Raw genomic sequence first — 23,899 nt, forward strand, 5'->3', positions numbered from 1 at the left:
CGCCGGCGCGTTTCTGGTGGGCTCCGGTATTCCAGCACCACTTAAGCACCCCAACCATTGCACAATTTCAGAAAAGGAGACGGGTCTTGTACCAAGCCACAACCGGCGCCGACGTTCTCGACTATATCGAGGCCCATGGCCTGAAGCGGCTGGATGCCTGCTGGTTGTTAGGGATTACGCCTTGGCGCTTCGGCAAAATCGTCAAGGAGCACGAGAGCACGCCGCTGCATAATCCGTCGTTCGGCGTGCTGCTGCGCCTGATTGAGCAGTGGCCGGAGCAGGCCGCATTGCCGGAATATCCGCGATTGATGACGGTCTTCGAGCGTGTTCATTCGCTCGATCCCCGAGTTTCTCGGCGTGTCTTCGGCATGGCACTGGGCTGTCATCCGTCCTGGGCGTCGAGTCAGCGGCTTGAACAACAGGATCATGCCTCGGCCGTGATCGATCGCATTCTCCTGATGCTTGAGCGCCGACTGGATCAGGCGGAAACCGAGCAGCAGGCCAAGCAGGTGGTGGATGAATGGCTCCAGGCCGCGCTTGCGGAATGGCATGGCCGGGATGACGCCCGCCTCGATTTTCTCGAAGAGTGACCCGGATCGATGGCGGATCTTTTGATTAGTGGCATTTTTCCGCGCACGGCCGATGAGGGGATCCATCCGCGCTCGGTCCTCGAACACTTCGGGCGCCCCGCCGTGCCGGGCTGCTGGTCGGGGCTTTATGGGCTCAATGCCACCCGCGAGGGAATCAAGGCGCTGCTGTCGCGCGCCGATACGCCGCAGGCGGTGTTTCGCGTCGTATGTCGGGTTCCGGGCGGGATCGTGACTCACATGACCGCCGACAGCGCGCTCGAGATGGAATATCTCAATGTGCGTTATGCCGACGCCGCGCTCAAGGCGCGGTTGCGCGACGCATGGCGCGAGATCAGCGGCGATGCGGACGACGACGCGATGTTGCGCCATCCGCACCGGGTGCGGGACGTGCTGACCCAACTCGGCCTGGGGTCACTGCCGCTGGTGCTGCATCCCTTTTCCCCGGCGGACTCAAACCAGGTCTTCACGGCGGGCACCGTGCTGGACCCCTCGGCCATTATCGAGATCCGCTGTCGACAGCGCGAGATTGAGATCCGGATTGAGTGATTTCAACGCCGGTTAGCGGCGTCGGCCTCTTGGCTGGCCCGATCTTCGCGGTCGCGCTGCTCGCGCTGACGCTGTTTTTCTTCGCGTGCCTGCTTGTCCGTGAGCACCTGTGTTTTTCGGCGTTTATCGTACCAGTCCTGCAAGGCCTGCTCGTATTGCTGCTGCGTGTTCTTGACCGTTTCGTAAGCTTGGCGATGGGCTCGCTCCGCGACGGCCGCAAACTCGGCAAAGGTATGGAGCGTGCGCCCCTCGGCTTGTCGCCCGGTCAGTTGCGCGGCGCTCAGATTGCGCCGGTACTGCCGTAACATGTCGGCCTGCCGTTGCGAGGTATCGAGCGCCGCGCGCCATTGCTGCACCGTCCGTCCGGCTTCTTCGTCGCGCAGGCGGGCCAGTCGGGTCATCAGCGCTAGTCGGTCGGGTTTCATTACGTCTCCATCGACGCGGTGTGGGCTTGGCCGGGCGCCTCGATGATCGCCCGCAGGGCGGCCACGCTCGCGGCCAGGTCGCAGCCTTCGGTCAGATTCTGGATCAGCAGATGTTCCATGGCGGTGCGTTTGTCCATCGCCTCGTCAAGTAATGGGTCGGCGCCCGGTTGGTAAGCTCCGATATCAATCAGGTCGCGCTTGGCCTGCAGTCGCGACCATAGGGAACGCACGCGCTGGGCCGCCTGCCGATGTTCGGGACTGGCGACGTCATTCATCACCCGCGACAGCGAGGCCTCGATATCAATCGGCGGATACAGGCCGGACTCGGCGATACTCCGGTTGAGCACGATATGGCCGTCGAGTGTGGCGCGGGCGGTGTCGGCGACCGGGTCGGCAACGTGATCATCGCCTTCGACGAGCACGGTGTAGATGCCGGTGATCGAGCCTTCGCCTCGACGGCCCTGACCGGCACGCTCGAGATAGGAAGCGATCAGGGAAAATGTTGAAGGTGGGTAGCCGCGCATGGCCTGCGGCTCGCCGATCGCCAGGCCCACTTCGCGGCCGGCCATGGCCAGTCGCGTTAGTGAATCCATCAGCAGCAGCACGTGTTGGCCCTGCGCGCGGAAGAACTCGGCGATCGCGCTCGCCCGGTGGGCCGCGTGAATACGTGACAACGCCGAGCAATCCGCGGGGGCGGCCACCACCACGGCCCGACCGAGAGCATCCGCACCGAGCGTTTTGTCGATGAATTCCCGGACTTCTCGCCCGCGCTCACCGATCATGGCCACGACCACGATGTCGGCGGAGCAATGACGGGCCATCATGCCGAGCAGCGTCGACTTGCCGACGCCACTGCCGGCGAACAGCCCCATACGCATGCCGGTCCCGAGTGTGGTCATGGCATTGACGATGCGCACACCGCAATCAAAGACGTCCTCGATCGGCTCGCGATCCATGGGATTGATCGGCTGGCCCCGCAGCGGCCAGTGATCGGTATCGTCGGGCGGTGGTCCACCATCAAGCGGCTCGCCTTCGCCGTCGATGATCCGGCCGAGCAAACCCCAGCCGACAACCGGCCGCTTGGTGGCTTCTTCCTGACGAACCCGGGCACCCCGAGTAATGCCCTGGGTCCCGTTCTCCGGCATGAGCTTGAGTGCCTCGGCATCAAAGCCAACCACCTCGGCGGGTAGCCAACTGCCGTCCGCGCCTTCGATGAGACACCGCGCGCCGGTCGGCGCCGGTAGGCCCGAGACCGAGACAATCTCGCCGCTGGCGCGGATGACGCGGCCGAGCCGGGCAATCGTGCGGACACCGGACACCGCATTGAAGCGTTCTGCTGCATCCGCGCGCAACCCCTGGCGATACGCGTCTAGGATTGCGGGTTCGACAGGGCCTGTTTGATCGTCTGCCATCGAGTCTCCAGCCGGGCGTCCCATTCGACCTGATTGGCCGGGTCGCCGTTGTCGTGTACGAGTGTTGCCTGGACGTCGCCGTGCGCCAGCTTGTCATCGTTGATGAGGTCCACCGGCAAATCGCTTGCACGCCGGTTGTTGATCAGGCGCTCGGTCACCTCGCGGTCGTCGGGCGCGACCCGGAGCTGCAACCGGGCGCCCGGGCCGTTGTGGGCGGCGGCTTCACCCAGGATATTGTTCAGAGTGTCACGCATCAGTGTCGGGTCGATCGTCAGGGCCTCTCCGACGAGCCGCTGCGCCAGGCGCAGCGCACCCTCGCTGATGCTATCCGCGATTTCAGCACGCAGCGTGTCGAGTGGATGGTGAAGTGCCTCCAGGATAGCGCGCAGTTGCGCCTGCTCGGCCTCGCGTTCGGCACGGCCGTCGGCGCGTCCCGCCGCAAGACCTTCCTCGTAACCCGCCGCATAGCCTACGGTACGGCCTTGCTCGTGACCTTCGCGGCGACCGGCCTCGATCGCCTCGGCGCTTGGGTCAGCCGCCGGTGCCTCTGCAGGCCGGTGTTCAGTCGCTATCCGCGGCTCCACCGGGGCATAGGTGTGCGGATCTGGCGTGGGGCGTTGCCGGGCCATGCGATCGCTCGGCGCCGGGTCCGGGGTGTGCTCGGTGACCTCATGCTCCGACGAGTCCAGGTTGACCGACGGGCGGCGGTCCCCGCCGATTTTCAGGGGCACATTCCGGGCGACGCGCTCAACCGGCTTGATATTACGATCCGCCATGTCACGCGCCCCTAGAACAGACCCACGACTGAGCGCACACACCACCCGACGGCCGCACTCAGCAGTTCCAGCGCCGCCTTGGCGGCCAGGGCGGCAATCAGGGCATTGATCAACCAGGTCACGAGCGACGGGCTCAGGCCATGAATTGATGGCATGTGCAGCGCGGCCCAGCCCGCGCCGACGCCGAGCGCGGTGAGGGTCGTGCGCATCGGACGGTAGGCCGCGCTGTTCTTGCTCTTGCTCTTGCCCTTGCCCTTGCTCTTGTCATCGGCTCGGGCCTTCTCGTCGTCTTCTGCCATGGTCTTTTCCCGTGTCAACCGTTTTTCGGTGCGCCGTTGTGTGCTGCCTTGTCGCTCGCCGCTGTTGTGTCGGCGGGCCCACTATTCGAGGTCGGGGCCTCGCGGCCGCCGTTCGCTTGCGGCTCTGCTTTCTGGCGGCCACCCGGCACCACCTGCATGGCCTGCTTCACGCTGAGGTGAGGTTCCGCCTCGCCGACTTGCGGCGCCTGGATCAGGATGGCCACGCGACGGTTCACGCGCAGGGCCTTGGGCGTATCGGACGTATCCACCGGATGAAACTTAGAAAACCCCTGGGCCGACAGTTGCTGGCCGGGCATTCCGTTTTTGCGGAACAGATGCACTACGCTCACGGCACGCATGGTCGACAATTCCCAGTTGGACGGGAACGCCGCGGTATGTATTGGCTTCTTGTTGGTATAGCCCTGGATCACAATCGGAAAATCGGGCGGCAGATTCTGCAACACGCCACTGATCGTTGTAAGTAGCGTCTTGGCTCGGGATGTCAGCTTCGCTTGACCGCTCGGATAGAGAATCTTGGCATCCAGCCGAATCCGCAGGCTTAAGGGTTGGCGCGACAGGTTCACTTCATGGTTGGCAATCATCGGCGCCAGTACGTTGCGCAGTTGCTTTTCAGCCTGGCTGATTTTTTTCATCCGCAACCGGACATGCTGCTCTCTCAACAGAGAACTCGGCGGCGCCGGATCGGGGACCGGAATCGGCGACCGGTGATGTTTGAGGATGCCGCTGTTGCCCGGTGTCTGTTGCTTGATCACATGAGGCGTACCGTGAAACGCGGAAATCATGCCCGCCTCGATCTCCTTGAGCCGCGACACGTCGTTGATCGACTGGCTGTACAAGACGATGAAAAAGGCGAGCATCAGCGTCAGCAGATCGGCATAACTGACCATCCATCGTTCGTCGTCCTGCTTCTTGGCCTTACGCCGCCTCGCCATCTTCATCCTCTTGTTTGGCTTTTTTCTTGTCTGCCGCCTTCTGAGTGCGCGCGTCGATATAGCCCCCGAGTTGCGAGCGCAGGGTCGTGGAATTCGTGCCCTCGGCGAGCAGCGTAAGCCCGGCGACGACCATCTCCCGGTACCGCGCCTGTTCCTCGACGAAACGCTCGAGCCGTTTGCCGATGGGGATAAAGATGAGGTTGGCCGCACCCACGCCGTAGAGGGTTGCCACGAAGGCCGCCGCGATCCCCTGGCCGATCGCGTTGCCGGCCCCGTGCAGATGGAGCATGACGTGGATCAGGCCCATGACGGCGCCGAGAACCCCCAGAGTCGGGGCATAACCGCCTACGGCATCCCAGATCTCCGCCGGCTCATTGGCCTCGATCTCATCGGTCTCGATACGGGTATTCATCAGCTGTCGGACCGTGTCAACCTCCAGGCCGTCCACGACCATCTGCAGGCCGTCATGCAGAAATGAGTCATCGATCTCCTCAAGACTGTCCTCGAGACTGAGCAGCCCCTGTTTCCGGACTATTCGTGACCAGTCGACGAACTGGTCGACCAAGCTGGCGGGATCATGGGTCGGGGGTTTTACTAGCCATTTCAGGCCTTTGAGTCCATGGATCACGCCCTTGAGATGGAACTGGCCAAGAATGGCCATGAACGAGCCCCCGAGCACGATCACTGCCGCCTCGGTATTGATCAGTGCCCCCAGCGGGTCGCCTTCGCTGAAGTTGGTGTACAGCACCACAGCGATAGCGCCCACCACGGCAACAAGCGACGATAGTTTCACGATTGTCCTCCGGCGTTGGGGTTGTCATTCCGCATCAATTCGGCGATGCGCTCAATCGCCTGGCGGCGCGTTTTCGATATGTAGGCTTCGCTGACTTCCAAGGCTTGCGCGATTTCCCGGTTGTTGTGTTCTTCGATATAGAACAGGTGAAGGATGGTCTGCTGTCGCTGTGGTAATTGCGCAATGTATTCCGTCAGTTGGGTGCGCTCGCTTTCCGCGATGACCCGATCGGCCGGATCATCGAATGCTGCGGATCGCCCGATCGTCTGCTCGGCGGCATGGGGCGTGGCAACGCGGCTCGCCTCCCGGCCTTCGCGGCGCAGACTGTCGATCATCGCGCCCCGTATACGGCGATTCGCGAAGGCCTCGAATGGCTTGCCCCGGCTGGGGTCGAACCGTTCCAGTGCCTCCAGAAGCCCGACGGTTCCCCATTGGATCAATTCTTCCAGATCCGCCCACGGCATGGTACTGCGCATATAAAGCGCGGTGCGCTTTATCCACAACGCATAGTTCCGCACCGCCTCTTCGGTCGTGGGGGGCTGCGGCTGACTGGGGCACGCGTTCGCGTTATTCATCGTCCGACCTGTCCGGCACTCTGAACAAGACCTGGACAGGTTTGTCCTGCGGGATTTCCTCGAGGGCGATGACCGACAATGGAGAGGCCGTGCGCGCAACCGGGCGACGCATCACCGACTGTACGGCCAGAATCGGCGGTAGCCCGGCGTCCTGGAACCGATCAAGCGCCTGTTGTGCTGCTGCGCGGAGTTCATGGGCCGCATTCGGCTCAAGTGCATCCGGCATGCCGTTATCCCGGGCGGTGGCAATCCCCCGCCCGATCAGTTCCTCGAGGTCCGGATCGAGCACTGCAACCTGGAGCGTGTTGGCCCCTTGGCTAAGCCAGTCGACGATGAACCGCCCCATTTGAACGCGTGCTTGTTCGCTGATTGTGGCCGGATTGCGCTCTCCGGCCACGGCGGCTTCCAGCGCCGTCTCACAGATTGTTTCCAGATCGCGGATGGGAAGCCGCTCGGCTAGCAAGTCCTGCAACACCTGGCGAATCGTTCCGGTGCTGAGGTGACGCTGAATTTCTTCAGCGAGCCGGGGCGCGTTGTCCGCGAGCCCATTCATCAGGGCCTCGACCTGGGGTCGGCCCAGCAACTCATGGCCGTATCGTTTCAGCACCTGATCCAGGTGGGTCGCCATTGCGCTCTGCGGATCGACGACGGTATAGCCGTAAGCCTCGGCCGTATCAATGTCGTCGTGATCGATCCAATAGGCCTGGCTTCCGTACGCCGGTTCGACCGTCTCGCGCCCGACCGTCAGCGGCTCGCTCACAGACGGGCCGGTGATCGCCAGCCACATTTCCGGCATGAGTTCGGCATTGCCGACCGATGCCCCGCGAATCGTGAACCGGTACTCGTTCGGCGAAAGCTGGTCGCTATCGCGGATATAGACGGGCGGCACAATGAAGCCCATCTGTTGGCCGTAGCGCTCGCGGACCGTGCGCATTCGATCCAGAAAACGCTGACCCGAGTGTTCGATCAGTGGCACCAGCGCGAATCCGATTTCCAGACCCAGGGGGTCAACACCGCTCACATCCCGGTTGGACAACGGCTGTTGCGTCTCGGCGCTGGCTTGCGCTCCGGCCGCGTCGGCGCTCTCGTCGCCCGAATCATCGGAGGTCTGGCCCTCGGCTGCCCGGCGACGGTAGGTCAGCCAGGCCGACGCCCCGAGCGCCAGCGCTAGAACGAGGAAAGGCCAGTGGGCCATGCCGGGCACGAGGCCAAGAATGGTCATCAGGCCGGCGGCTGCCGCAAGCGCTTGCGGGAATCGGCCGATCTGGGCCGCAACCTGGGCGCCGACGTCCTGCCCGGAGGCCACCCGGGTGACGACCAGACCGGCGGCGATGGAGATGGTCAGGGACGGGATCTGGGCTGCGAGGCCGTCTCCGATGGTGAGCAGCGTGTAGGTCCGCGCCGCCGCGGACAGGGGCAGGCCGTGCTGGAGCATGCCGACGGCCAGGCCACCGATGAGATTGATCGCGAGAATGATCATGGCCGCGATCACGTCCCCGCGAATGAATTTGGACGCCCCGTCCATCGCGCCGAAGAAATCGGCTTCCTTGCGCACCTGGTCGCGTCGCTTCTCGGCCTGCTTCGGATCGAGCATGCCGGCATTCAGATCGGCATCGATGGCCATCTGCTTGCCGGGCAGGGAGTCGAGCACGAACCGCGCACTCACCTCGGCGACGCGGCCGGCGCCCTTCGTGACCACCACGAAATTGATCACAATCAGGATGATGAAGATGATGAAGCCGACGACGTAGTTGCCGCCGACCACAAACTCGCCGAATGACTCGATTACGGCGCCAGCGGCGGTCGGCCCTTGGTAGCCGTGCAGCAGGATTACGCGCGAGGTGGCCACGTTCAGTGCGAGCCGCGCTAGCGTGGTGACCAGCAGCAGAGACGGGAAAGCCGTCAGGTCCGTCGGCGCGAGAATGTATAGACTCGTCGCCAGAATCAGCAGGCCCGCCGCGATATTGAGCGCGAACAGGAACGACAGCATGAAGGCGGGCAGCGGCACCACGATCATGGCGATCACCAGCAGGATCGCCAGGGGGCCCACGAGCAACGCCGCCGGTAGCTGTCGGCGACGCAATGTTGGCGTTGCGGCGGTATCAGCCATGGGCGATCAGCACCGGGATCGAGCTATACAGGGTGGTGGCGTAACGCGTGACTGCCTCGAAAATGCTGCTGCCCGCCAGGGCGAGCAGGGCGATCAGGCCGATCAGCTTCGGCGCGAAACTCAGCGAGCTTTCCTGAATCGAGGTCACGGCTTGCGTGATGGCGAACACCAGGCCAAGGCCGAAGGCAAGGGCCAGCGGCGGCCCGGCCAGCCAGCCGAGGGCCACCCACGCGCCGTTGGCCACCTGAGTCCAGGTGTTCACGCCTCGCCGGCCTCGGCCGCCTGACCGGGCTGGACGACCTCGGTGATCCGCACGCCGTAGTGCTCCTGCTTGATTGCGACCACTTCGCCACGCGCCACCAAGTGGCCGTTGGCGCGAATCTCGAGTGGGTCCCCGACCAGGTGGTCCAGCTCGACGATCGTGCCCTGGGTCAGCATCTGCAATTCCCTGAAGGTCATCCGGGTCCGGCCGAGCTCGACGGTCAGATCCACCCGGATCGGATCGAGCAGCGACGAGGGCATCCGAGAACCGCTCGCGCGCGACTCGTCATTCAGATCACCCAAAGTAACCGGTTTAACCTCCGAATCACTCATGTTGTCCTGTCCCGGCGTGGCTTCCGTCTTGTTGCTGTCCATCGGCTCCGGGTTCTCCGGCGTGCTGGGTTTGTCCTTTTCGGTCATGGCGTTGGTGTTCCTCCGCGTCGAAATGCAGCGTGTTAAATCGGCTCACGCGCAGGGCGTGGTTGTCGCTGTGAGTGCCGTATTCGGCTTCGAACAACAAGTTCGTGCCGCTATAGACCCGTGTGGTCGGCGGTATCCGTATCGGCAGAATCTGGCCCGGCCTCAGATGTGCAAGCTCGGCGGAGCTGATTGTGCTGTGGGCGAGATCGGCGTGAATGGTGACCGGGGCGCCGCTGGCGGCCTGGCGCATCTGCTGTTCCCAGTGGCGCTTATCATTCTCCGGGGTCTCGGTCATGGCGGCGGTGGTCGCCAGCCGGTCGCGAATCGGATCGATGGACGGGTAGGGCGTACCGATCAGGATCTGGCCCTTGCCGGTCGCCATCGCCGCGGTCATCCGCATCGTGATCAGGGGCTCGTCGCCATCGGCGATTGCAATGAAGGATGTATTGACTTCGGTGCGCACGATATCGATCGATAGATCGGCCACGCCTTGCCATGCGTATTGTACGGACTTGCGGACCACATCAAGAACCCGCTGCGCTATCCGCATCTCAAGCTGCGAAAACTCCGGTCGATGCGGCTGCGGATCAGGTTCGGACGCACCGCACATTCGGTCAACCACCGCGCCGATCAGGCTGCCTTCGATAGCGATCACTGAAAACCCGCGTAGCGGCGGCATGCTCACGATGCCCACGTAGGCCGGGCCCGGCATGGTGCGCATCACCTCATCGTGGGCGTCGAAATTCGTGCTGGCGTCCTCAATTTGAACCCCGTAGCGGAGTTCTCTAAACATATCGGCGCGGAGTTGGCGCGACAGACGATCCTGGATTGCCTCAATGGCGGGCAGGCGACCGCGCACGACGCGCGTGGGCGCGACCAGGTCAACCGTTTCGATGTGGCTACGGGGTGGCTGATGGTCAGGCATAGGCGCGGACCCCCGGTCGTGATGGTTGGGTCGTCTGATCCGGTGCCGATCGGCGACCGACCTCGCCTGCGGCCAGGGCGGTCATCGGCTGCCGTGGCTGTGAATGCTGCTGTTGGCCCTGTGACGGCTGCCCTTGAGATTGCTGACCGGCCGGGTTCTGGCCGGGCTGTTGCCCGCTGTTTGGCGTCTGTCCAGAGCCTGCATCACTGCCGGTGTTGACTTGCGGCTGCGATAGTTGAATACCGTGCTGCTGCATCGCGCTGGCCAGTTGCGGCAGACTGGCCTGAATCGCCTGGGCAGCGGCGGTCTGAGCAGCATTGAACGTGACTTGGGCCTGATGCGTGCCCTGCATCTGGACCTGGATCTGGATCGCGCCCAATGAAGCCGGGTGCAGATTGATCTGAGTCGAACCGCCTCCGGCCTGGTGCAGCGAATGGATCTGTGCATTGAGTTGCGCGACGGACTGCGGCGTCAGCGCAGTCGAAGCGGCGCCGTTGGCGCCGGACGCGCTTGTCCCCGCGTTTGCGATCCCCGACGAAGGATTGAGGTCCGCCGCGGCCATCGTGTGATTCATGGCTTGGCCGAGATTCGGGTTCGACTTTGCCGACGCCTTCCCGCCTTTGCGCCCTGTTCGGGCGGCGGACATGTCGGTGTGTGGCCGACTGTCGCCAAATTTGTCAGTCGTACGAGCTGCAAGCGTCCGGTCGACTTGTGATGTTGGGGTCGGCCCGCTGCGGCCGGATTTGTTCGGGGGCGTGACGGGGGAGGGCGACGCTGTACGACGCGTGGTCTTGCTGGATCGATGGGCTTGCCGATGAGCCATGTAAGGCCCACCGGGCGTGATCCGTTGGCCCGCCGCCCGGGTTGAAGGCGGAGCTGCGACCGCTGACCGATCCGCGTTTTGACCCGAGGCGCCCGACCCCGTCGAGCGCTTCAACTTCGTCCCGTCACCGACCGGCTGGGTGGCCTTCCTGTCAGCGGCGAGGGTTGGCTTCGATTGGGGCGATCGAGGCTTCGTATGCCCGGAAGTGTGGCTCGATTGGTGGGCCTGCGCGCCAGCCGCAGCGGCCGTGGCCTCATGCGATGCCTGTGGCTGGCGTGTATCGCCGTGCGCCGTTCCGTTATCCGCGATGGAGGACTTGGCCGCAGGCGGGGTTGGCGCCGACGTAACGACTACCGCAGCCGCCGCATCCGTATTCGCGGGTGTCGACTTCTGGTGCCGGTCAGCCGACTTTGCCTGGCCTTGGGCTAAGGTATGGCCGCCCCCATGAGCATGGCTTGTTTTATGGCCTTGGGCTTTTTCGTCAGCTTGTTGCGCATCCCGCGACGATGACCTGTTCTGTGTTTGACCGTGCGCAGGCGTGGCCTGTCCGCCCGATGGGGCTGGCGACGGACTGCGCGCGCCAACCGCATCCTGGCCTAACGACTTGTCCCGCCGGGCCGACGCGCGGTCGGGCGCCGCGTGGGCGCTATGTCGCGCTTGCGCCTGCTGCATCGCGTCATTCCAGCTGTTCGCATCGGACGACGCGCCCCGAGCGTTGGTGCCGGCAGGGCCGGCGGCCGGCTGCGTTCCGGTTAGCGCGGTATTGATCGATTGATCTGTCACAGCAGGTCCTCGTCGCTGGAAATAGTAATTGTGCCCTCGGCATCCAGACGCCGGGCGACGCGAAGAATCGATTTCTTGGCTTCCTCGGCTGTGGCGCGACGCACGGGCGGGCCACTGTCGAGATCCTCACGAAGCGCTTCGGCGGCCCGCGTGGAGACGTTTTCCAGCAGCTTGTCCACCACTTCCGGCGCGGCACCCTTGAGCGCGGGCACCAGGTCTTCGTGCGGAATTTCGCGGATCAGCGCCTGGAGGCTGCGCGAATCGAGCGTGACCAGGTCGCTGAACGTGAACATGTTCTCGCGAATGCTATCGGCCAGCTCGCTATCCGCAAACTCGCTGAGCATTCGCTCAGAGGTTGTGCCTTCGACGTTGTTCAACAGGTCTGCCGCCTTGCGGGGACCGCCGATGTCGGACAACTCTCGCACCCCGAGCTCGCCGGAGAGTTGTTCGCCCAGCATCGTGGCGAGATCCCGCAGGATGTGCGGTTGGATGGTATCGAGCTTGGCATAGCGATAGAGCACGTTCTGCGCCACATCCGGGGCGAGGTGCGACAGTAGGTCCGCGCCGGCTGCCGGGTCCAGATGGGCCAGCACGAGCGCGATGGCCTGAGGGCGCTCGTTGCGCAGCTGCTCGGCAAGCATCGCCGGAGTCGTTTCCTTCATGATGTCCATGGTCATGGCCATGGAGTCGCCCCGCATGATGTATTCCATCACGCGCGCGGCTTCTCTTTCCCCCAGCGCGCTGTCCAGGACATCGCGGACATAGTGGAAGCTGTCAACATTGCGGCCGGTGCTGTCCTGCATGCCCCGCGTGAATTCTCTCAGCACTTGCTGGCTCTGCTTCGTATCCAGCCGCCGCATGCGGGTCATGGTGCTCGAGATCCCGTTGAGCGTGGCCTCATCCATGTGCTGCATGACCTGGGCCGCGGTGGTCTCGCCGAGACTCAGCAAGAGTACAGCTGCTTTCTCAAGCCCCGTCATTGACTTCCTCGCCGCTATTGTTCTCGCCGTTGCTGTCTTCGCCCCGTATCCAGCGACGCAGCAACTCGGCCGTTTCCTCCGGTCGAGTCCGCGCCAGCTCCTGCGCACTTTCGACTTGGCGCTGATGATCGACCTGCGGGCTCACAACTTCTCCGTCGCCATCATCAACGCCGGACCGCGTCCGTCGTTGGGTCCAGGCAGGTCGCGGCGGCGTGGGCAGCGATTCACGAATCCAGCGCGCCAATGGCTTGGCCAGACCGAACAGGATCAGCAACGCCGCAAGCAGGGCCATGAGCGATTTCATCAGGGCCGAACTGCTCACATAGGCACGCCACGAGGTGGTGGCTGGCGTGGGTGCGTTCTCAATCCCGAACGGCACTTCGGCCACGTTGACCTTGAGGTTGGGTGCAGCAATCGCGCTCTGGACGATCTGCTTGATCTGCGCCGCCAGCTGCTTGTTCGACCCCATGGCGTGTTGATTGAGGACGACCGATACAGACAACCCCTTGAGGTGCCAAGGCGGAGCGTGCGAGACCGTTGTCGAATGATCGACTTGATAATGAACATCCCACTTGTTGCTGCTGGAATGAGGGGCGGTCTTCTGCTGGCTTGTCTGGCTGCCAGCCTGACTACTGCCTTGGCCTTGGTTGCTGCCGTTTCCGTTTCCATTGCCTTGGCCGTTGCCCTGGCCACCGTTCTGCTGCGATGTCTTGAGCGGCGCGGCGGCTTTGCCCGGTGGCTGATTGGAGAGGGCGCCCGGCACCCCCTGCTGGCTGTTGCCGTCGCCCACCTGGTTATGGGTCTCGTGCTTGAGTTGCCCTACCTTGGATTTCGGACCGTACTGTTCAGCGCGCGATGTCGCTTGCGTGAAGTCAATCGAGGCCGCGGCCGACACCCGCATGTTCTGCGTGCCGAGCAACGGCTGGATCAATGCCTCAATATGACGCTCGGTGCGGTGCTCGACCTGCGATGTGAACTGGATCTGTTGCTGGGCCTCGCCGAGCCCGGAGTGCGACACGGGCGCCAATACATTGCCGTTCTGGTCGGTGACGGTGACCCGCTTGGCATCGAGGCCCGGGACGGAGTTGGCCACCATCTGACCAATCGCCTGCGCCTGATTGGTTGAGAGTCCGCCTGCACCCACGCGAATCCAGACAGACGCCTTGGGATGCGGCTGGTTCTTGAGAAAGGGTGTGGATTTAGGCAGGGCGAGCGTGACCCGGGCGTTGCTGACGCCATTGATCCCCTCGATCGCCTGGCTGAGTCGGTTTTCGATCGCGCGACGTGACAGCGCGTTCTCGGCGGTTGCGCTCGTGGTCATCGACCCTTTCGTCAGTTTCTGATAGGCCTGACTGCCCTGACTTTCCGGTACCCCCATCTGGCCAAGCTTGAGTCGCGCACGGGCCAGGTCGGGGGCGGGCACACTGATGATGCTGCCGCTGGAGTTCAGCTTGTAGGGAATGCCGAGCTTTTGCAGCTTGTCGATGACCTGGCCGCCTTCGCTCGCCGACAGGCCATCGTAAAGCGGTGAGTAGCTCGGCCCGCGTCCGAGGATGACCACTAGGAGGAGCGCTGCGGCCACACTGCCTGCGACGACCATCCAAACCCATCTCGGCCATTCGGCCACCCGCGCGCGTTGAGCGGCTACAAACGCCTTCCAGTCGAACCCGGCCACGCGGACCCCCTTAGACCGGCATGTTCATGATGGTGCTATAGGCGTTGACGATGTGGTTACGCACGGCAACGGTGGCGTTCCAGTCAACCCGCGCGTGGGCGGAGGCTTCCATGGCCTTCTCCAAGCTGGCACCTGGGGCGCCGCTGACGACGGCCCGGTTACTGACGTCGGAAGTGTGCTGCGCCTGACTGACATTTTCGAGCGCCTGATTCAGGCTTTGGGCAAAGCTTGGCTGGCTCGCTTTGTTCTGCGACGTCAACGAAAGTCCGGCCTGATGCAGCGCCTGGATCGGCGCAACGGCATAACTCATGAGGGTCCCTCCCGCCTCGAATTGGATGCCATGTTTGCAGACCATGGCGTGACGTGTCTATTATGACCATAACACTATTACTCATCAAACCTCGCATTCGGTCTGCCATGCCGACACTCGACTCGATCAACTACTTCGGTGCCGCCCTGCAGGCCAGTGCTCGGGTGCAGCGCCTCACCGCCTCGAACATCGCCAACGCGGATACACCGGGCTACAAGGCGCGGGGCGTCGATTTCAAAAAAGCGCTGGCCGCACGGTTGCAGCACGATAGCCCGCCAGCCGCGCAGTATGAGCGTGGCCTGCCGACTGGGCTGGACGGCAACGACGTGTCGGCGGATCACGAAAGTCTGGTAGCGGCGGCCAATGCCACCCGGATGCGTGAGTCCCTGACGTTCCTCAACGGCAGTACGCAATCGATGATTACGGCGCTGCGCCCCAACAAGGGCAGCAGTAATGGATAGCGGGATCGCCACCCCGTGTGTGTTTCAGAAAGGAAGGTGACCATGTCCGGCATCTACGATATTTCCGGCAGTGCACTCTTGGCCCAGCGTCAGCGCCTGAACCTGATCGCGGGCAATATGGCCAACGCCGATTCGACCACCTCGGCCAACGGCACGCCCTTTCGGGCCCGCCTGCCGGTATTCGCCGCGGACCAGCCCGAGGCCAGCGGCGCCGCCGGGGTCCACGTCACAGGTGTGGTTCAGAGTCAGGCTCCGCTCAAGAAAACCTATGACCCGGGTAATCCGGCGGCGAACAAGCAGGGCTATGTGGTCGGGTCCAACGTCTCGCTAGTGCGCCAGATGAGCGACATGATTGATGCCACGCAGAGCTATAAGGCCAATTTGTCGATGCTCCATCAGGGCGAGCAGATCGATCAGGCCATTATTCGTGACTTGTAACCTCAGGAGCGTTCCATGAGCGTACTCAATGCCCCGATGAATGCCACGACCGGGATCGCCCCGGCGACCCAGTCGACGACTGGCAACGGCTCATCATCCAGCACCTCGTCTTCGGCATTCAATCAGATCAACGAGCAGTCGTTTCTCAAGCTGCTGACCACCCAGCTGCAGCACCAGGACCCGACCCAGCCGGTTAAGGAGCAACAATTGGCCGGGGAGATGGCGGCATTCTCGACCGCCACCGGGGTCAACACCCTGAACAATACCGCCCAGGGCATGGCCTCGACCCAGACCGCGAGTGCGCTATCCAAGGCCTCGGCGCTGGTCGGCAAGCAGGTGACCACCAGCGGCGATGCGCTGGTGACCAATGCCAGTGGTCACGCCACGGGCGCATTCAAGCTCAACAGTGCGGCGAAGAATGTCGCGGTCAACGTCGCGGATGCCAGCGGAAAGACGGTCGGCCAGGTCAGCCTCGGCGCCCTGGGGGCTGGCACCCACACCTTTCAGTGGGCCAACGGCTCGCCGAATCAGGCCTACCAGTTCTCGGTGGCGGCGAGCAACAGCGGCGGTGGCTCCGTGACCGCCACGCCAGCCTCGCTGTACACCGTGACGGGTGTCCAGTCGTCCGGCGGCGCCGTCTCACTGAGTCTGGCCGGCAGCCCCAATTCGCTCGCCCTGAGCAACGTGCAGCAGATCCTTTAAGGAGGAATCATCGATGAGTCTGAATACCGCCGTCTCCGGCATCAAGGCTGCGCAGGCCGGCCTCAACGTCACCAGTAACGATCTGGCGAATGCCAATACCACCGGCTTCAAGTCCGGGACCCAGCGTTTCGCCGACATCTATCCGTCTACGCCGAACAGCGCGGGCCTCGGGGTCAGCACGGGTAACATCGAACGCAGCTTCCAGCAGGGCAATACCCAGACGACCAGCAATCCGCTGGATCTGGCCATTCAGGGCAATGGCTACTTCGTGACCAATCACCACGGCACGCAGCAGTACACCCGCGACGGTAACTTTCAGCTCAATCCGAGCACCAACCAGATCGTCAATGCCTCCGGTGATTCGGTTCTGGGTTTCCAGGGCACGAACACCAGCGGTCAGGCCGGTCCCTTGACGGTCAGCCGGGCCTCGCAGGCCGCCACGCCGACGTCCCAGGTCAAACTCAGCCTGAACCTCAACCAGGGTGACAGCGCGATCCCGTCGGGCTCATCGTTCTCGGCTTCGAACCCGAACACCTATAATGCCACCACCTCGGTCACGGCCTACGATTCGCTCGGCAACGCGAACAACGTCAATTTGTACTTCCGCAAGCAAGGCGGGACGGCCACGGCCACCACGCCGGCAAAGTGGCAGGTCTATGCCCAGCCGGTCAACGCCAACGGCAGCACGGTCGGATCAGCGTCACAGCTCGGGAGCGGTCTGACGTTCAGCTCCAGCGGGCAGCTGACGGGTGGCTCGACGCCGGCGCCGCTCACGGTCAACTGGGGTAACGGGGCCGGCAGCTCGAACATCAACTTCAACTTTCAAGGGACGTCACTCGCCGCTCAGAAGTTTGCGGTCAACAGCACGACCAATGACGGCTTTCCGCCCGGGACTTACCAGGGCGTGAAGATCAACAACCAGGGGCAGGTTCAGACCCAGTATTCCAACGGGCAGACGAAAACCGTCGGCACGGTGGCCGTGGCGAACTTCGTCAACCAGCAGGGGCTGAACCCGGCGTCCAATAACGCCTTCCTGGCGACGACCACCTCGGGGCCGGCCAATATCAATGCGCCCGGTGTCGGCAATGCCGGCAAGGTGCAGTCCGGTGTGCTCGAGCAGTCCAATGTGGACCTGTCGAGCAAGCTCGTGAGCCTGATCACCGACCAGCAGGCCTATCAGGCGAACACCAAGAGCATCAGCACGGACAAGCAGGACACGCAGCGTCTGCTGCAAATCTAGTGGCTAATGCTGTCGTGATTCAGGACTGCAAGCGATCCGAGGCGGCGACCAGGAACCAGCCGCCAGCCGTCGCCCCGGGCCCGACTCCGGCAGCCTGGCATCGGTACTGTTATGGAGGATCTTCGCTTTGAGTTCCCCGACGCTCTATAGCGCAATGAGCGGGCTGCAGGCCACCAGTTATCGGCAGGCTCTGCAGAGCAACAATCTCGCCAACGCCAACACCACGGGTTTTCGCGCCCAGGTCGGCAACCTGCGCAGCGTGCCCTTGGTGGGGCCCGCCCCGGACGCCGGCCAGTCCGATGTCGTGACCCAGGACAGTGGCTACTCGCGCCAGGCCGGTGCGATCAATCGCACCGGTTCGCCATGGAATGTGGCGCTCAATGGCAAGGGGTGGCTGCTGACCCGCACCGCATCGGGTCAGATGGCCCTGTCGCGCGACGGCCGGCTCCATCGCGGCCAGAACGGTTTGGTGCGGGACAGCGCCGGGAGCGTGGTTCTCGGCGCCAACAAGAATCCGATCAGCCTGCCCAAACTCCAGCATATGGTGATCGGCAGTGATGGCACGATTTCCGGTGTGCCGGCGGGGCAGGGCAATCAGCAGGCGCAGCAGTTCAATCAGCTGTTTATTGCCCAGAAACCGCAGGGCCACCTCAAGCGCATCGGCGACAGCCGCTTTGCAGTGCCCAAGAACGCTGCCCCGATCCAGCAAGCTACGGGTACACAAGTTAAGCAGGGCTACCTGGAGGGCTCGGACGTGAGTGCGGTCAAGGCCATGACCCAGCTCATTTCCGATACCCGCTCGTTCCAGATGGAAACCAAGCTGGTGCACAGCACGGAGTCGATGGCCAGCGGCCTCAATTCTCTTATCAGTCAAGGATAGACGCTTATGTTCCGCGCACTTTCGACGGTCGCGACAGGGCTGCAGGCCCAGCAGACCAACATGGACGTAGTTTCCAACAACCTCGCCAACGTCAACACTACCGGCTACAAGCGGGGGAAGGCACAGTTCGAGTCGTTGCTCTATCAAAACCAAGTGCAACCCGGCGCCCAATCGACCAACAATACGGTCTACCCGTCGGGGCTCGATCTCGGTACCGGGACGCGCGTGGCCAGCGTCAAGAAGATCCAGACCCAGGGCAATCTCAAGCAGACCAAGAATCCGCTGGACATGGCAATCAACGGCAGCGGCTTCTTCCAGGTCCAGATGCCGAACGGGCAGACCGCCTATAGCCGCGACGGTTCGTTGCAGCTCAATCAGAACGGCCAACTGGTCACCCAGGACGGCTATACCGTACTACCCGGCATTAACATTCCGAACAATGCCAAGTCGGTCACCGTCGGCACTGACGGCACCGTATCGGTGACGTTGCCGGGCTCAAGTCAGGCCCAGCAGGTCGGCCAATTGCAGCTGGCAAGCTTCGTGAATCCGCAGGGCCTGCAGCCCCAGGGCAGTAACCTGTTCATGCGGACCAACGCCAGCGGCCCGCCCCAGGTCGGCCCGCCGCAGACCAATGGCATCGGCAGTGTGCGACAAGGCTTTGTCGAGCAGTCGAACGTCAACATCGTGGATTCGATGGTCAAGCTGATCAGTTCGCAGCGCGCTTATCAGCTGGGCACCGAGGCGGCGCACGGCGCCGACAATGAAATGAACTACCTCGCTCAGATGGGGCCGTAACGCCAATGCCCAGCGCGTTCGTTCGAGCCGTTCTGACGCTGGCCGCGCTGGCCGCGCTGGCTGGCTGTGCCACCAACCCGCCTGCTCAGCATGCCTATCTCAAGCCGCAGGCCATGCCGGTGAAACCGCAGAGTTCGCCGAAAGCAACGGGCGGGCTAGTATTTTCCTCGCGCTCGCACGTGTCCCTGTTTCAGGACCATCGGTTCTGGCGGTCTGGGGATCTGGTGACGGTGAACATCGCCCAGAATGCGACGGCGAGCGCGAACGACAACGCCCAACTCCAGCGTCAATCCTCGGTGAACGACAGCGTGTCGGCGTTCCTCGGCGTGCCGTTGACGGTGGGTTCCCTGAACGGCTCGCCGTTCAAACCCTCGTTCAACACCAGCAGCAACAACCAGTTCAAGGGCAAGGGCCAGACCAGCGCCTCGAATCAGGTCCAGGGGCAGGTCACGGCCGTGGTGACGCAAGTCGAGCCCAATGGAGTGCTGTCGCTGCGCGGGCGCACGGACGTGAACATCGACGGTGAGGTGCGCACGATCCAGATCACGGGTTACGCGCGTCAACAGGACATCGGCCCGAACAACACCGTCTCGTCGAATAATCTCGCCAACATGAACGTACAGTACGTGGGCACCGGCGCGATGCAGACGGCGCAGCGGGTGCCATGGATGGAAAATGTGCTGAACAAGATCTGGCCGTTCTGATGGACTCCAAACCCGGACGGAATACGATGCGGAAACGTACTTTGCCTCGATGGGTCGGCACGCTGCTCATGGTCTTTGCCGTCGCCCCGCCGGCCGGTGCTCAGACGATCAAGGCCTTGGTCAGCTTATCCGGGGCGCCCGACAACCAGTTGGTCGGTTATGGCCTCGTGGTCGGCCTGCCTGGCACCGGCGATCAGACCACCCAGGTTCCCTACACTCAGCAGTCGATCAAGAACATGTTGCGTCAGATGGGGGTCCGCCTGCAGGGCAACTCCTACATGCAGCCCAGGGACGTGGCCGCGGTCATGGTCACCGCCCAGCTGTCGGCATTCAAACACCGCGGACAGCATCTGAATGTCACCGTGTCGGCGATGGGCAATGCCAAGTCCATCAATGGCGGCGTATTGCTGCCCACCCCGCTCAAAGGGGGTAACGGGGCGGTCTACGCCCAGGCGCAGGGTGCCGTTCTGGTTAGCGGCTATGAGGCCAGTGCGGCCGGGTCGTCATCGCGGGTCAATACGCCGACGGTCGGTCATATTCCCGGCGGCGCCATCCTTGCCAAAACCATTCACGCGTCCTTTCAGCAGCACGACCAGACCAAACTGCTGCTCGATCGACCGGATTTTACCACCGCGGCGCATATCGCCGGCGCGATCCAAAAGACGTTCGGGCCGAATACGGCGCATGCCACATCGCCCGGCGAGGTGGTGGTCAGTCATCTCGGCCCCGACCGCGTCGCGCAGATGTCGCGACTGATGCAACTGCAGGTCAATCCCGGCAAACGCCCGCCGCAGGTGGTGATCGACGCGCAGTCCGGCACCATCGTCATGGGCGCAGGGGTCCAGCTGGGCCCCGCCGTGGTCTCACACGGCAACCTGACCGTGCGGGTCCAGGCTCGGAACGGTGTCTCGCAGCCCGGGCCATTTAGCAATGGTCAAACTGCGGGTGTGACCAATGCCAATGTGGCCGCCGGCCAGAGCAACGCGCATGTCGTGAAGCTGCCGCACGCCACCACGCTCGGGGCGGTGGCGCGTGCGCTCAATGCCATCGGCACCACGTCATCGGATCTGATTGCCATCGTGCAGGCGCTCAAGGATGCCGGCGCGCTCAAGGCCCACGTGAAGGTAGAATGATGACCGATATCGCGTCATCCCGTATGAGTTTGTCGGCGGCCGATGCCGGGAAGGGGGCGTCGGCCAGCCGCCGTCAGCGCATGCAACAGGTGGTCGAGAAGTTCGAAGGCATGCTGTGGAACGAGGTCGCGCAGGCCATGTCGTCGGTCAAGATGGGGCCGTCGACCACGGGCTATGGCGGCCAAGTCTACCAGCGCATGATGTGGCGCAAGGTGGCGAGCCAGGATTTTGCCGGGGCCGATCGCGCATTGACGCAAACCACCCTGTCTCAGTTGATGGGGCCACAGGCCGCATCTGCTCAGTCGGCGCAAGTGTCCGGCGCGCTCCCGGCTCAGGCGGGATCATCGGCGGCCAGCCCGGCCAGCCCGGCCATCTCGTCCAGCGCGCCGACACCGGCCAGTGACGCGTCATCATCCGATCCGCAGTCATGGGTCCACAAGATATGGCATGAGATCAAGTCAGCAGCCGAGGCCTTGGGCGTGCCGGCCAAGGCACTGCTAGCTCAGGCGGCGCTGGAGACCGGCTGGGGCCGGCACGCCACTGGACACAACCTGCTCGGCGTCAAGGCCCACGGTGGCGGGGATTCATTCGGCGCGTTCACCCACGAATTCCAGCAGGGCGTCATGCGCCGGGTGCGCTCGCAATTCCAGCAGTATCCCTCGGCCCGTCATGCGCTTCAGGATTTCGTCTCCGTACTTAAGAGCGGGCATGCGCAGGCGGTGGGCCAGGGCACCGTGTCGGGTTACGCCCGTGCCCTGCAGGACAGCGGCTATGCGACCGACCCGCGTTATGCCGCGAAAATCGAGGCGGTGGCGAACTCGCCGCGTATGCGCCAGATTATGGCCGCGGTTAAGAATTCGGGTTCGGTGACGAATAGAGGGTAGGTGGCAGCGTGTTCGTCGCGGCCGTTTTTACGAGGTAGGACATCATGGCAGGACTCAGCGGCGTATTAGGAACGGATTTGAGCGGTCTCGAAGCCTATCGCTCGGCGCTCAATGCCATATCCGAGAATGTCAGCAATGCGAATACCACCGGCTACGCAAAGCGCACGGCTGCACTGGCCACGCGCTATGAAGGCGTCGATCAGGCGGCCGGCACCGGGGTCAACGTCACCGGCATCAACCGCAGCGTCAGCCAGTTCGCCAATACCCGGCTGCGTGCGGCCAATGCCAGCCAGGGACAGGCCGATTCACTGGTCAATGCGCTGACCAACCTGCAATCAAACTTCAGTTCATCCGGCGGTATTTCCAGCAGCCTCAATCAGTTCTTCTCCGATGCCAAGGCGGTCGGTTCCAACCCCTCCGACATCCCGACACGCCAGACCTTGATCGCCGACGGTCAGCAGTTGACCGGCACGTTCAACACGTTGTCGCAAAGTGTCAGCGGCAGCATATCCAGCCTGTCGCAGCAGGGCGCGAATCTGACCCAGCAGGCCAACCAGATCGTGCAGAACCTCGCGCAGATCAACCAGTCGCTTCGCAATCGCTCGGGACAGAATACGAATGCATTGCTGGATCAGCAATCGGCCGCGCTGCAGAAGCTTTCGGCGCTCGTTGGGGTGAATGTGATCCGGCATGCCAACGGTACGGTACGCCTCGGGGTGCGCGGCCATGTGCTGCTCAACGGCTCCGGCGCCAAGGCAATGCAGTTCATCGACTTGCCGGGGCAGGCGCCGGTCGTTCAGCTGAGCGACGGCCACACGATTCCCAGCGGCGCCTTGACCGGCCAGATCGGCGGGGTGCTCAAGGCGCAGACACAGGCCAGCCAACAGCTGCAGCAAGTCAATCGTTTCGCCGCGATCACGGCAAGCGTGATCAACGGCCAGCAGGCGCAGGGTTTGAATCTCAACGGCAACCAGGGCAGCCCCCTGATGACGCTGCCCACGCCCTCGATTGTGCCGCAGAGCAGCAACAGTGGCAGTGAAACCCTGTCAGCTACGCTCAATGATCCGACGCAACTGCCCAGCAACGGCGGTCCGTTCCAGCTGACCTACAACGGCAGCAACTGGCAGGCCACGAACCAGGTCAGCGGCAAGACGCAGAATGTCGGATCCGGCAGCGCGCTCAACTTCGACGGCATTCAGGTCGCGGTGTCGGGCAGTGCAACGTCGGGTGACAGTTTCACCATCGATCCGGTGAACGGTGCCGCCGCCAATATCCAGATGACAACTGCGGATCCGAAGGCGATCGCCGCGGCGGCCCCTTATGTCGGTGAAGCCGGTACCTACGGCGCGACCGGCGCCCTCAACAACAACAACGCCGGCAATGGCACGGTTTCCGCGGGACACACGACCACCAGCCTGCCGTTGGGCGCAGCCATGGTTGGCTCCAGCTATTTCGGCCAGAGCCTGCAGGTCAAGTTCACTTCAAGCAGCAACTACAAGGTTGTGCAGCCCTCGACCGGAACGACCGTGTCCACCGGCACATTTTCGCCAAGTAGCGGCGGGGCAGTTGACATCAACTATCCCGGTGCGAGCCCGGCGCCATACTGGCAGATGAATATCCAGGGCACGCCCGCGGCCGGCGACAGCTTCACGCTCTCACCCGGCGGCACCCAAAGCGGCGAAAACGCCGATGCGCTGGGTGCGCTCCAGAGTGCCGCTACGGTGCAGGGGGCGAGTCTCACCGATGCTTGGTCGCAGGTCACGGCCCAGGTCGGCACGTCAGTACAGGCAGCACAGAACAGCCAGGCCAACGCGAAGGCCAGCGTTCAGAGTGCGCAGCAGGCCCAGAGTGCGGTCTCCGGTGTATCACTTGACCAGCAGGCCGGGGATATCCAGCGTTTCTCTCAGGCCTATCAGGCGTCGGCCAAGGCGATTTCCACCGTCAACCAATTATTCCAGACCCTGCTCAGCGCCACCTAGTGCGGCCAGGACCTTAGAGAGATTCGT

27 protein-coding genes are annotated in these 23,899 nt (G+C 63.3%); 12 read left to right on the plus strand and 15 right to left on the minus strand.

The window, feature by feature from the left end; all coding sequences use genetic code 11:
• Positions 1-86: 86 nt before the first annotated feature.
• On the plus strand, positions 87-590 hold the full coding sequence (locus tag ACS8YF_RS08745; protein ID WP_440849838.1) for a hypothetical protein: 504 nt from the start codon (positions 87-89) through the stop codon (positions 588-590).
• A gap of 9 nt (positions 591-599) precedes the next feature.
• Entirely contained in the window at positions 600-1,136 is a 537-nt protein-coding gene (locus ACS8YF_RS08750; RefSeq protein WP_440849839.1) for a hypothetical protein, read from the plus strand.
• A 2-nt stretch (positions 1,137-1,138) separates the two neighbouring features.
• Here ACS8YF_RS08750 and ACS8YF_RS08755 read toward each other — a convergent pair whose 3' ends face one another.
• From ACS8YF_RS08755 to ACS8YF_RS08825, 15 genes are all read right to left on the minus strand, one after another.
• On the minus strand, positions 1,139-1,537 hold the full coding sequence (locus ACS8YF_RS08755; protein WP_440849840.1) for a hypothetical protein: 399 nt from the start codon (positions 1,535-1,537) through the stop codon (positions 1,139-1,141).
• A 23-nt stretch (positions 1,538-1,560) separates the two neighbouring features.
• Complete coding sequence (locus ACS8YF_RS08760; protein WP_440849841.1) at positions 1,561-2,973, minus strand: FliI/YscN family ATPase; 1,413 nt, start codon at positions 2,971-2,973, stop codon at positions 1,561-1,563.
• Positions 2,931-3,749, minus strand: a complete 819-nt coding sequence (locus ACS8YF_RS08765; protein ID WP_440849842.1) for a FliH/SctL family protein — start codon at positions 3,747-3,749, stop codon at positions 2,931-2,933. The genes ACS8YF_RS08760 and ACS8YF_RS08765 overlap by 43 nt, the downstream gene beginning before the upstream one ends.
• 11 nt (positions 3,750-3,760) lie before the next feature.
• Positions 3,761-4,048, minus strand: coding sequence for a hypothetical protein (locus tag ACS8YF_RS08770; RefSeq protein ID WP_440849843.1), 288 nt, complete (start codon positions 4,046-4,048; stop codon positions 3,761-3,763).
• A 14-nt stretch (positions 4,049-4,062) separates the two neighbouring features.
• On the minus strand, positions 4,063-5,007 hold the full coding sequence (locus tag ACS8YF_RS08775; RefSeq protein WP_440849844.1) for a flagellar motor protein MotB: 945 nt from the start codon (positions 5,005-5,007) through the stop codon (positions 4,063-4,065).
• The gene (locus ACS8YF_RS08780; RefSeq protein WP_440849845.1) at positions 4,985-5,794 is read right to left on the minus strand and encodes a flagellar motor protein; all 810 of its coding nucleotides are present in this window, start codon (positions 5,792-5,794) and stop codon (positions 4,985-4,987) included. The genes ACS8YF_RS08775 and ACS8YF_RS08780 overlap by 23 nt, the downstream gene beginning before the upstream one ends.
• Positions 5,791-6,369: a sigma-70 family RNA polymerase sigma factor gene (locus tag ACS8YF_RS08785; protein ID WP_440849846.1), complete on the minus strand. Its 579-nt coding sequence runs from the start codon at positions 6,367-6,369 to the stop codon at positions 5,791-5,793. The genes ACS8YF_RS08780 and ACS8YF_RS08785 overlap by 4 nt, the downstream gene beginning before the upstream one ends.
• Positions 6,362-8,479: a flagellar biosynthesis protein FlhA gene (locus tag ACS8YF_RS08790; protein WP_440849847.1), complete on the minus strand. Its 2,118-nt coding sequence runs from the start codon at positions 8,477-8,479 to the stop codon at positions 6,362-6,364. The genes ACS8YF_RS08785 and ACS8YF_RS08790 overlap by 8 nt, the downstream gene beginning before the upstream one ends.
• Positions 8,472-8,741 carry a flagellar biosynthetic protein FliQ gene (locus tag ACS8YF_RS08795; protein WP_440849848.1) on the minus strand — a complete coding sequence of 90 codons (270 nt, stop codon included), beginning with the start codon at positions 8,739-8,741 and terminating at the stop codon, positions 8,472-8,474. Before ACS8YF_RS08795 ends, ACS8YF_RS08790 begins: the two co-directional genes overlap by 8 nt.
• Positions 8,738-9,073: a flagellar motor switch protein FliN gene (gene fliN, locus ACS8YF_RS08800; RefSeq protein ID WP_440849849.1), complete on the minus strand. Its 336-nt coding sequence runs from the start codon at positions 9,071-9,073 to the stop codon at positions 8,738-8,740. Before fliN ends, ACS8YF_RS08795 begins: the two co-directional genes overlap by 4 nt.
• Positions 9,066-10,085 carry a flagellar motor switch protein FliM gene (locus ACS8YF_RS08805; protein ID WP_440849850.1) on the minus strand — a complete coding sequence of 340 codons (1,020 nt, stop codon included), beginning with the start codon at positions 10,083-10,085 and terminating at the stop codon, positions 9,066-9,068. The genes fliN and ACS8YF_RS08805 overlap by 8 nt, the downstream gene beginning before the upstream one ends.
• Positions 10,078-10,731, minus strand: a complete 654-nt coding sequence (locus ACS8YF_RS08810) for a flagellar hook-length control protein FliK (protein WP_440849851.1) — start codon at positions 10,729-10,731, stop codon at positions 10,078-10,080. The genes ACS8YF_RS08805 and ACS8YF_RS08810 overlap by 8 nt, the downstream gene beginning before the upstream one ends.
• A 956-nt stretch (positions 10,732-11,687) precedes the next feature.
• Positions 11,688-12,671, minus strand: a complete 984-nt coding sequence (fliG, locus tag ACS8YF_RS08815; protein WP_440849852.1) for a flagellar motor switch protein FliG — start codon at positions 12,669-12,671, stop codon at positions 11,688-11,690.
• Entirely contained in the window at positions 12,658-14,346 is a 1,689-nt protein-coding gene (fliF, locus tag ACS8YF_RS08820; RefSeq protein ID WP_440849853.1) for a flagellar basal-body MS-ring/collar protein FliF, read from the minus strand. The genes fliG and fliF overlap by 14 nt, the downstream gene beginning before the upstream one ends.
• 10 nt (positions 14,347-14,356) lie before the next feature.
• Entirely contained in the window at positions 14,357-14,656 is a 300-nt protein-coding gene (locus tag ACS8YF_RS08825; RefSeq protein WP_440849854.1) for a flagellar hook-basal body complex protein FliE, read from the minus strand.
• A gap of 107 nt (positions 14,657-14,763) precedes the next feature.
• Between ACS8YF_RS08825 and ACS8YF_RS08830 the strand changes: the two genes are divergently transcribed.
• From ACS8YF_RS08830 to ACS8YF_RS08875, 10 genes are all read left to right on the plus strand, one after another.
• A complete protein-coding gene (locus ACS8YF_RS08830) occupies positions 14,764-15,117 on the plus strand; it encodes a flagellar basal body rod protein FlgB (protein WP_440849855.1) in 354 nt (117 codons plus the stop codon).
• A 42-nt stretch (positions 15,118-15,159) separates the two neighbouring features.
• The gene (gene flgC, locus ACS8YF_RS08835; RefSeq protein ID WP_440849856.1) at positions 15,160-15,555 is read left to right on the plus strand and encodes a flagellar basal body rod protein FlgC; all 396 of its coding nucleotides are present in this window, start codon (positions 15,160-15,162) and stop codon (positions 15,553-15,555) included.
• A gap of 15 nt (positions 15,556-15,570) precedes the next feature.
• A complete protein-coding gene (locus ACS8YF_RS08840) occupies positions 15,571-16,257 on the plus strand; it encodes a flagellar hook assembly protein FlgD (RefSeq protein ID WP_440849857.1) in 687 nt (228 codons plus the stop codon).
• A 13-nt stretch (positions 16,258-16,270) separates the two neighbouring features.
• Positions 16,271-17,497 carry a flagellar hook protein FlgE gene (locus ACS8YF_RS08845; RefSeq protein WP_440849858.1) on the plus strand — a complete coding sequence of 409 codons (1,227 nt, stop codon included), beginning with the start codon at positions 16,271-16,273 and terminating at the stop codon, positions 17,495-17,497.
• A gap of 127 nt (positions 17,498-17,624) precedes the next feature.
• The gene (locus tag ACS8YF_RS08850; protein WP_440849859.1) at positions 17,625-18,377 is read left to right on the plus strand and encodes a flagellar hook-basal body complex protein; all 753 of its coding nucleotides are present in this window, start codon (positions 17,625-17,627) and stop codon (positions 18,375-18,377) included.
• 6 nt (positions 18,378-18,383) lie between these two features.
• On the plus strand, positions 18,384-19,172 hold the full coding sequence (gene flgG, locus ACS8YF_RS08855) for a flagellar basal-body rod protein FlgG (RefSeq protein WP_440849860.1): 789 nt from the start codon (positions 18,384-18,386) through the stop codon (positions 19,170-19,172).
• A gap of 5 nt (positions 19,173-19,177) precedes the next feature.
• Positions 19,178-19,876 (plus strand): flagellar basal body L-ring protein FlgH, encoded by a 699-nt coding sequence (locus ACS8YF_RS08860; protein WP_440849861.1) that lies wholly within the window; start codon positions 19,178-19,180, stop codon positions 19,874-19,876.
• 26 nt (positions 19,877-19,902) lie between these two features.
• Positions 19,903-21,009 carry a flagellar basal body P-ring protein FlgI gene (locus ACS8YF_RS08865; RefSeq protein ID WP_440849862.1) on the plus strand — a complete coding sequence of 369 codons (1,107 nt, stop codon included), beginning with the start codon at positions 19,903-19,905 and terminating at the stop codon, positions 21,007-21,009.
• Complete coding sequence (locus tag ACS8YF_RS08870) at positions 21,009-21,893, plus strand: glycoside hydrolase family 73 protein (protein WP_440849863.1); 885 nt, start codon at positions 21,009-21,011, stop codon at positions 21,891-21,893. The genes ACS8YF_RS08865 and ACS8YF_RS08870 overlap by 1 nt, the downstream gene beginning before the upstream one ends.
• A gap of 44 nt (positions 21,894-21,937) precedes the next feature.
• Complete coding sequence (locus ACS8YF_RS08875) at positions 21,938-23,872, plus strand: FlgK family flagellar hook-associated protein (protein WP_440849864.1); 1,935 nt, start codon at positions 21,938-21,940, stop codon at positions 23,870-23,872.
• Positions 23,873-23,899: the final 27 nt, after the last annotated feature.

This window comes from Salinisphaera sp. SWV1, assembly GCF_052044155.1.
Taxonomy (GTDB): domain Bacteria; phylum Pseudomonadota; class Gammaproteobacteria; order Nevskiales; family Salinisphaeraceae; genus Salinisphaera.

Bases quoted from the DNA above. Each gene is read 5' to 3' on its own strand.
- ACS8YF_RS08750 (WP_440849839.1), top strand. From the start codon at position 600: ATGGCGGATCTTTTGATTAGTGGCATTTTTCCGCGCACGGCCGATGAG.
- ACS8YF_RS08755 (WP_440849840.1), bottom strand. From the start codon at position 1,537: ATGACCCGACTGGCCCGCCTGCGCGACGAAGAAGCCGGACGGACGGTG.
- ACS8YF_RS08760 (WP_440849841.1), bottom strand. From the start codon at position 2,973: ATGGCAGACGATCAAACAGGCCCTGTCGAACCCGCAATCCTAGACGCG.
- ACS8YF_RS08765 (WP_440849842.1), bottom strand. From the start codon at position 3,749: ATGGCGGATCGTAATATCAAGCCGGTTGAGCGCGTCGCCCGGAATGTG.
- ACS8YF_RS08770 (WP_440849843.1), bottom strand. From the start codon at position 4,048: ATGGCAGAAGACGACGAGAAGGCCCGAGCCGATGACAAGAGCAAGGGC.
- ACS8YF_RS08775 (WP_440849844.1), bottom strand. From the start codon at position 5,007: ATGAAGATGGCGAGGCGGCGTAAGGCCAAGAAGCAGGACGACGAACGA.
- ACS8YF_RS08785 (WP_440849846.1), bottom strand. From the start codon at position 6,369: ATGAATAACGCGAACGCGTGCCCCAGTCAGCCGCAGCCCCCCACGACC.
- ACS8YF_RS08790 (WP_440849847.1), bottom strand. From the start codon at position 8,479: ATGGCTGATACCGCCGCAACGCCAACATTGCGTCGCCGACAGCTACCG.
- fliN (WP_440849849.1), bottom strand. From the start codon at position 9,073: ATGAGTGATTCGGAGGTTAAACCGGTTACTTTGGGTGATCTGAATGAC.
- ACS8YF_RS08805 (WP_440849850.1), bottom strand. From the start codon at position 10,085: ATGCCTGACCATCAGCCACCCCGTAGCCACATCGAAACGGTTGACCTG.
- ACS8YF_RS08810 (WP_440849851.1), bottom strand. From the start codon at position 10,731: ATGTCCGCCGCCCGAACAGGGCGCAAAGGCGGGAAGGCGTCGGCAAAG.
- fliG (WP_440849852.1), bottom strand. From the start codon at position 12,671: ATGACGGGGCTTGAGAAAGCAGCTGTACTCTTGCTGAGTCTCGGCGAG.
- ACS8YF_RS08825 (WP_440849854.1), bottom strand. From the start codon at position 14,656: ATGAGTTATGCCGTTGCGCCGATCCAGGCGCTGCATCAGGCCGGACTT.
- ACS8YF_RS08830 (WP_440849855.1), top strand. From the start codon at position 14,764: ATGCCGACACTCGACTCGATCAACTACTTCGGTGCCGCCCTGCAGGCC.
- flgC (WP_440849856.1), top strand. From the start codon at position 15,160: ATGTCCGGCATCTACGATATTTCCGGCAGTGCACTCTTGGCCCAGCGT.
- ACS8YF_RS08840 (WP_440849857.1), top strand. From the start codon at position 15,571: ATGAGCGTACTCAATGCCCCGATGAATGCCACGACCGGGATCGCCCCG.
- ACS8YF_RS08845 (WP_440849858.1), top strand. From the start codon at position 16,271: ATGAGTCTGAATACCGCCGTCTCCGGCATCAAGGCTGCGCAGGCCGGC.
- flgG (WP_440849860.1), top strand. From the start codon at position 18,384: ATGTTCCGCGCACTTTCGACGGTCGCGACAGGGCTGCAGGCCCAGCAG.
- ACS8YF_RS08860 (WP_440849861.1), top strand. From the start codon at position 19,178: ATGCCCAGCGCGTTCGTTCGAGCCGTTCTGACGCTGGCCGCGCTGGCC.
- ACS8YF_RS08865 (WP_440849862.1), top strand. From the start codon at position 19,903: ATGCGGAAACGTACTTTGCCTCGATGGGTCGGCACGCTGCTCATGGTC.
- ACS8YF_RS08870 (WP_440849863.1), top strand. From the start codon at position 21,009: ATGACCGATATCGCGTCATCCCGTATGAGTTTGTCGGCGGCCGATGCC.
- ACS8YF_RS08875 (WP_440849864.1), top strand. From the start codon at position 21,938: ATGGCAGGACTCAGCGGCGTATTAGGAACGGATTTGAGCGGTCTCGAA.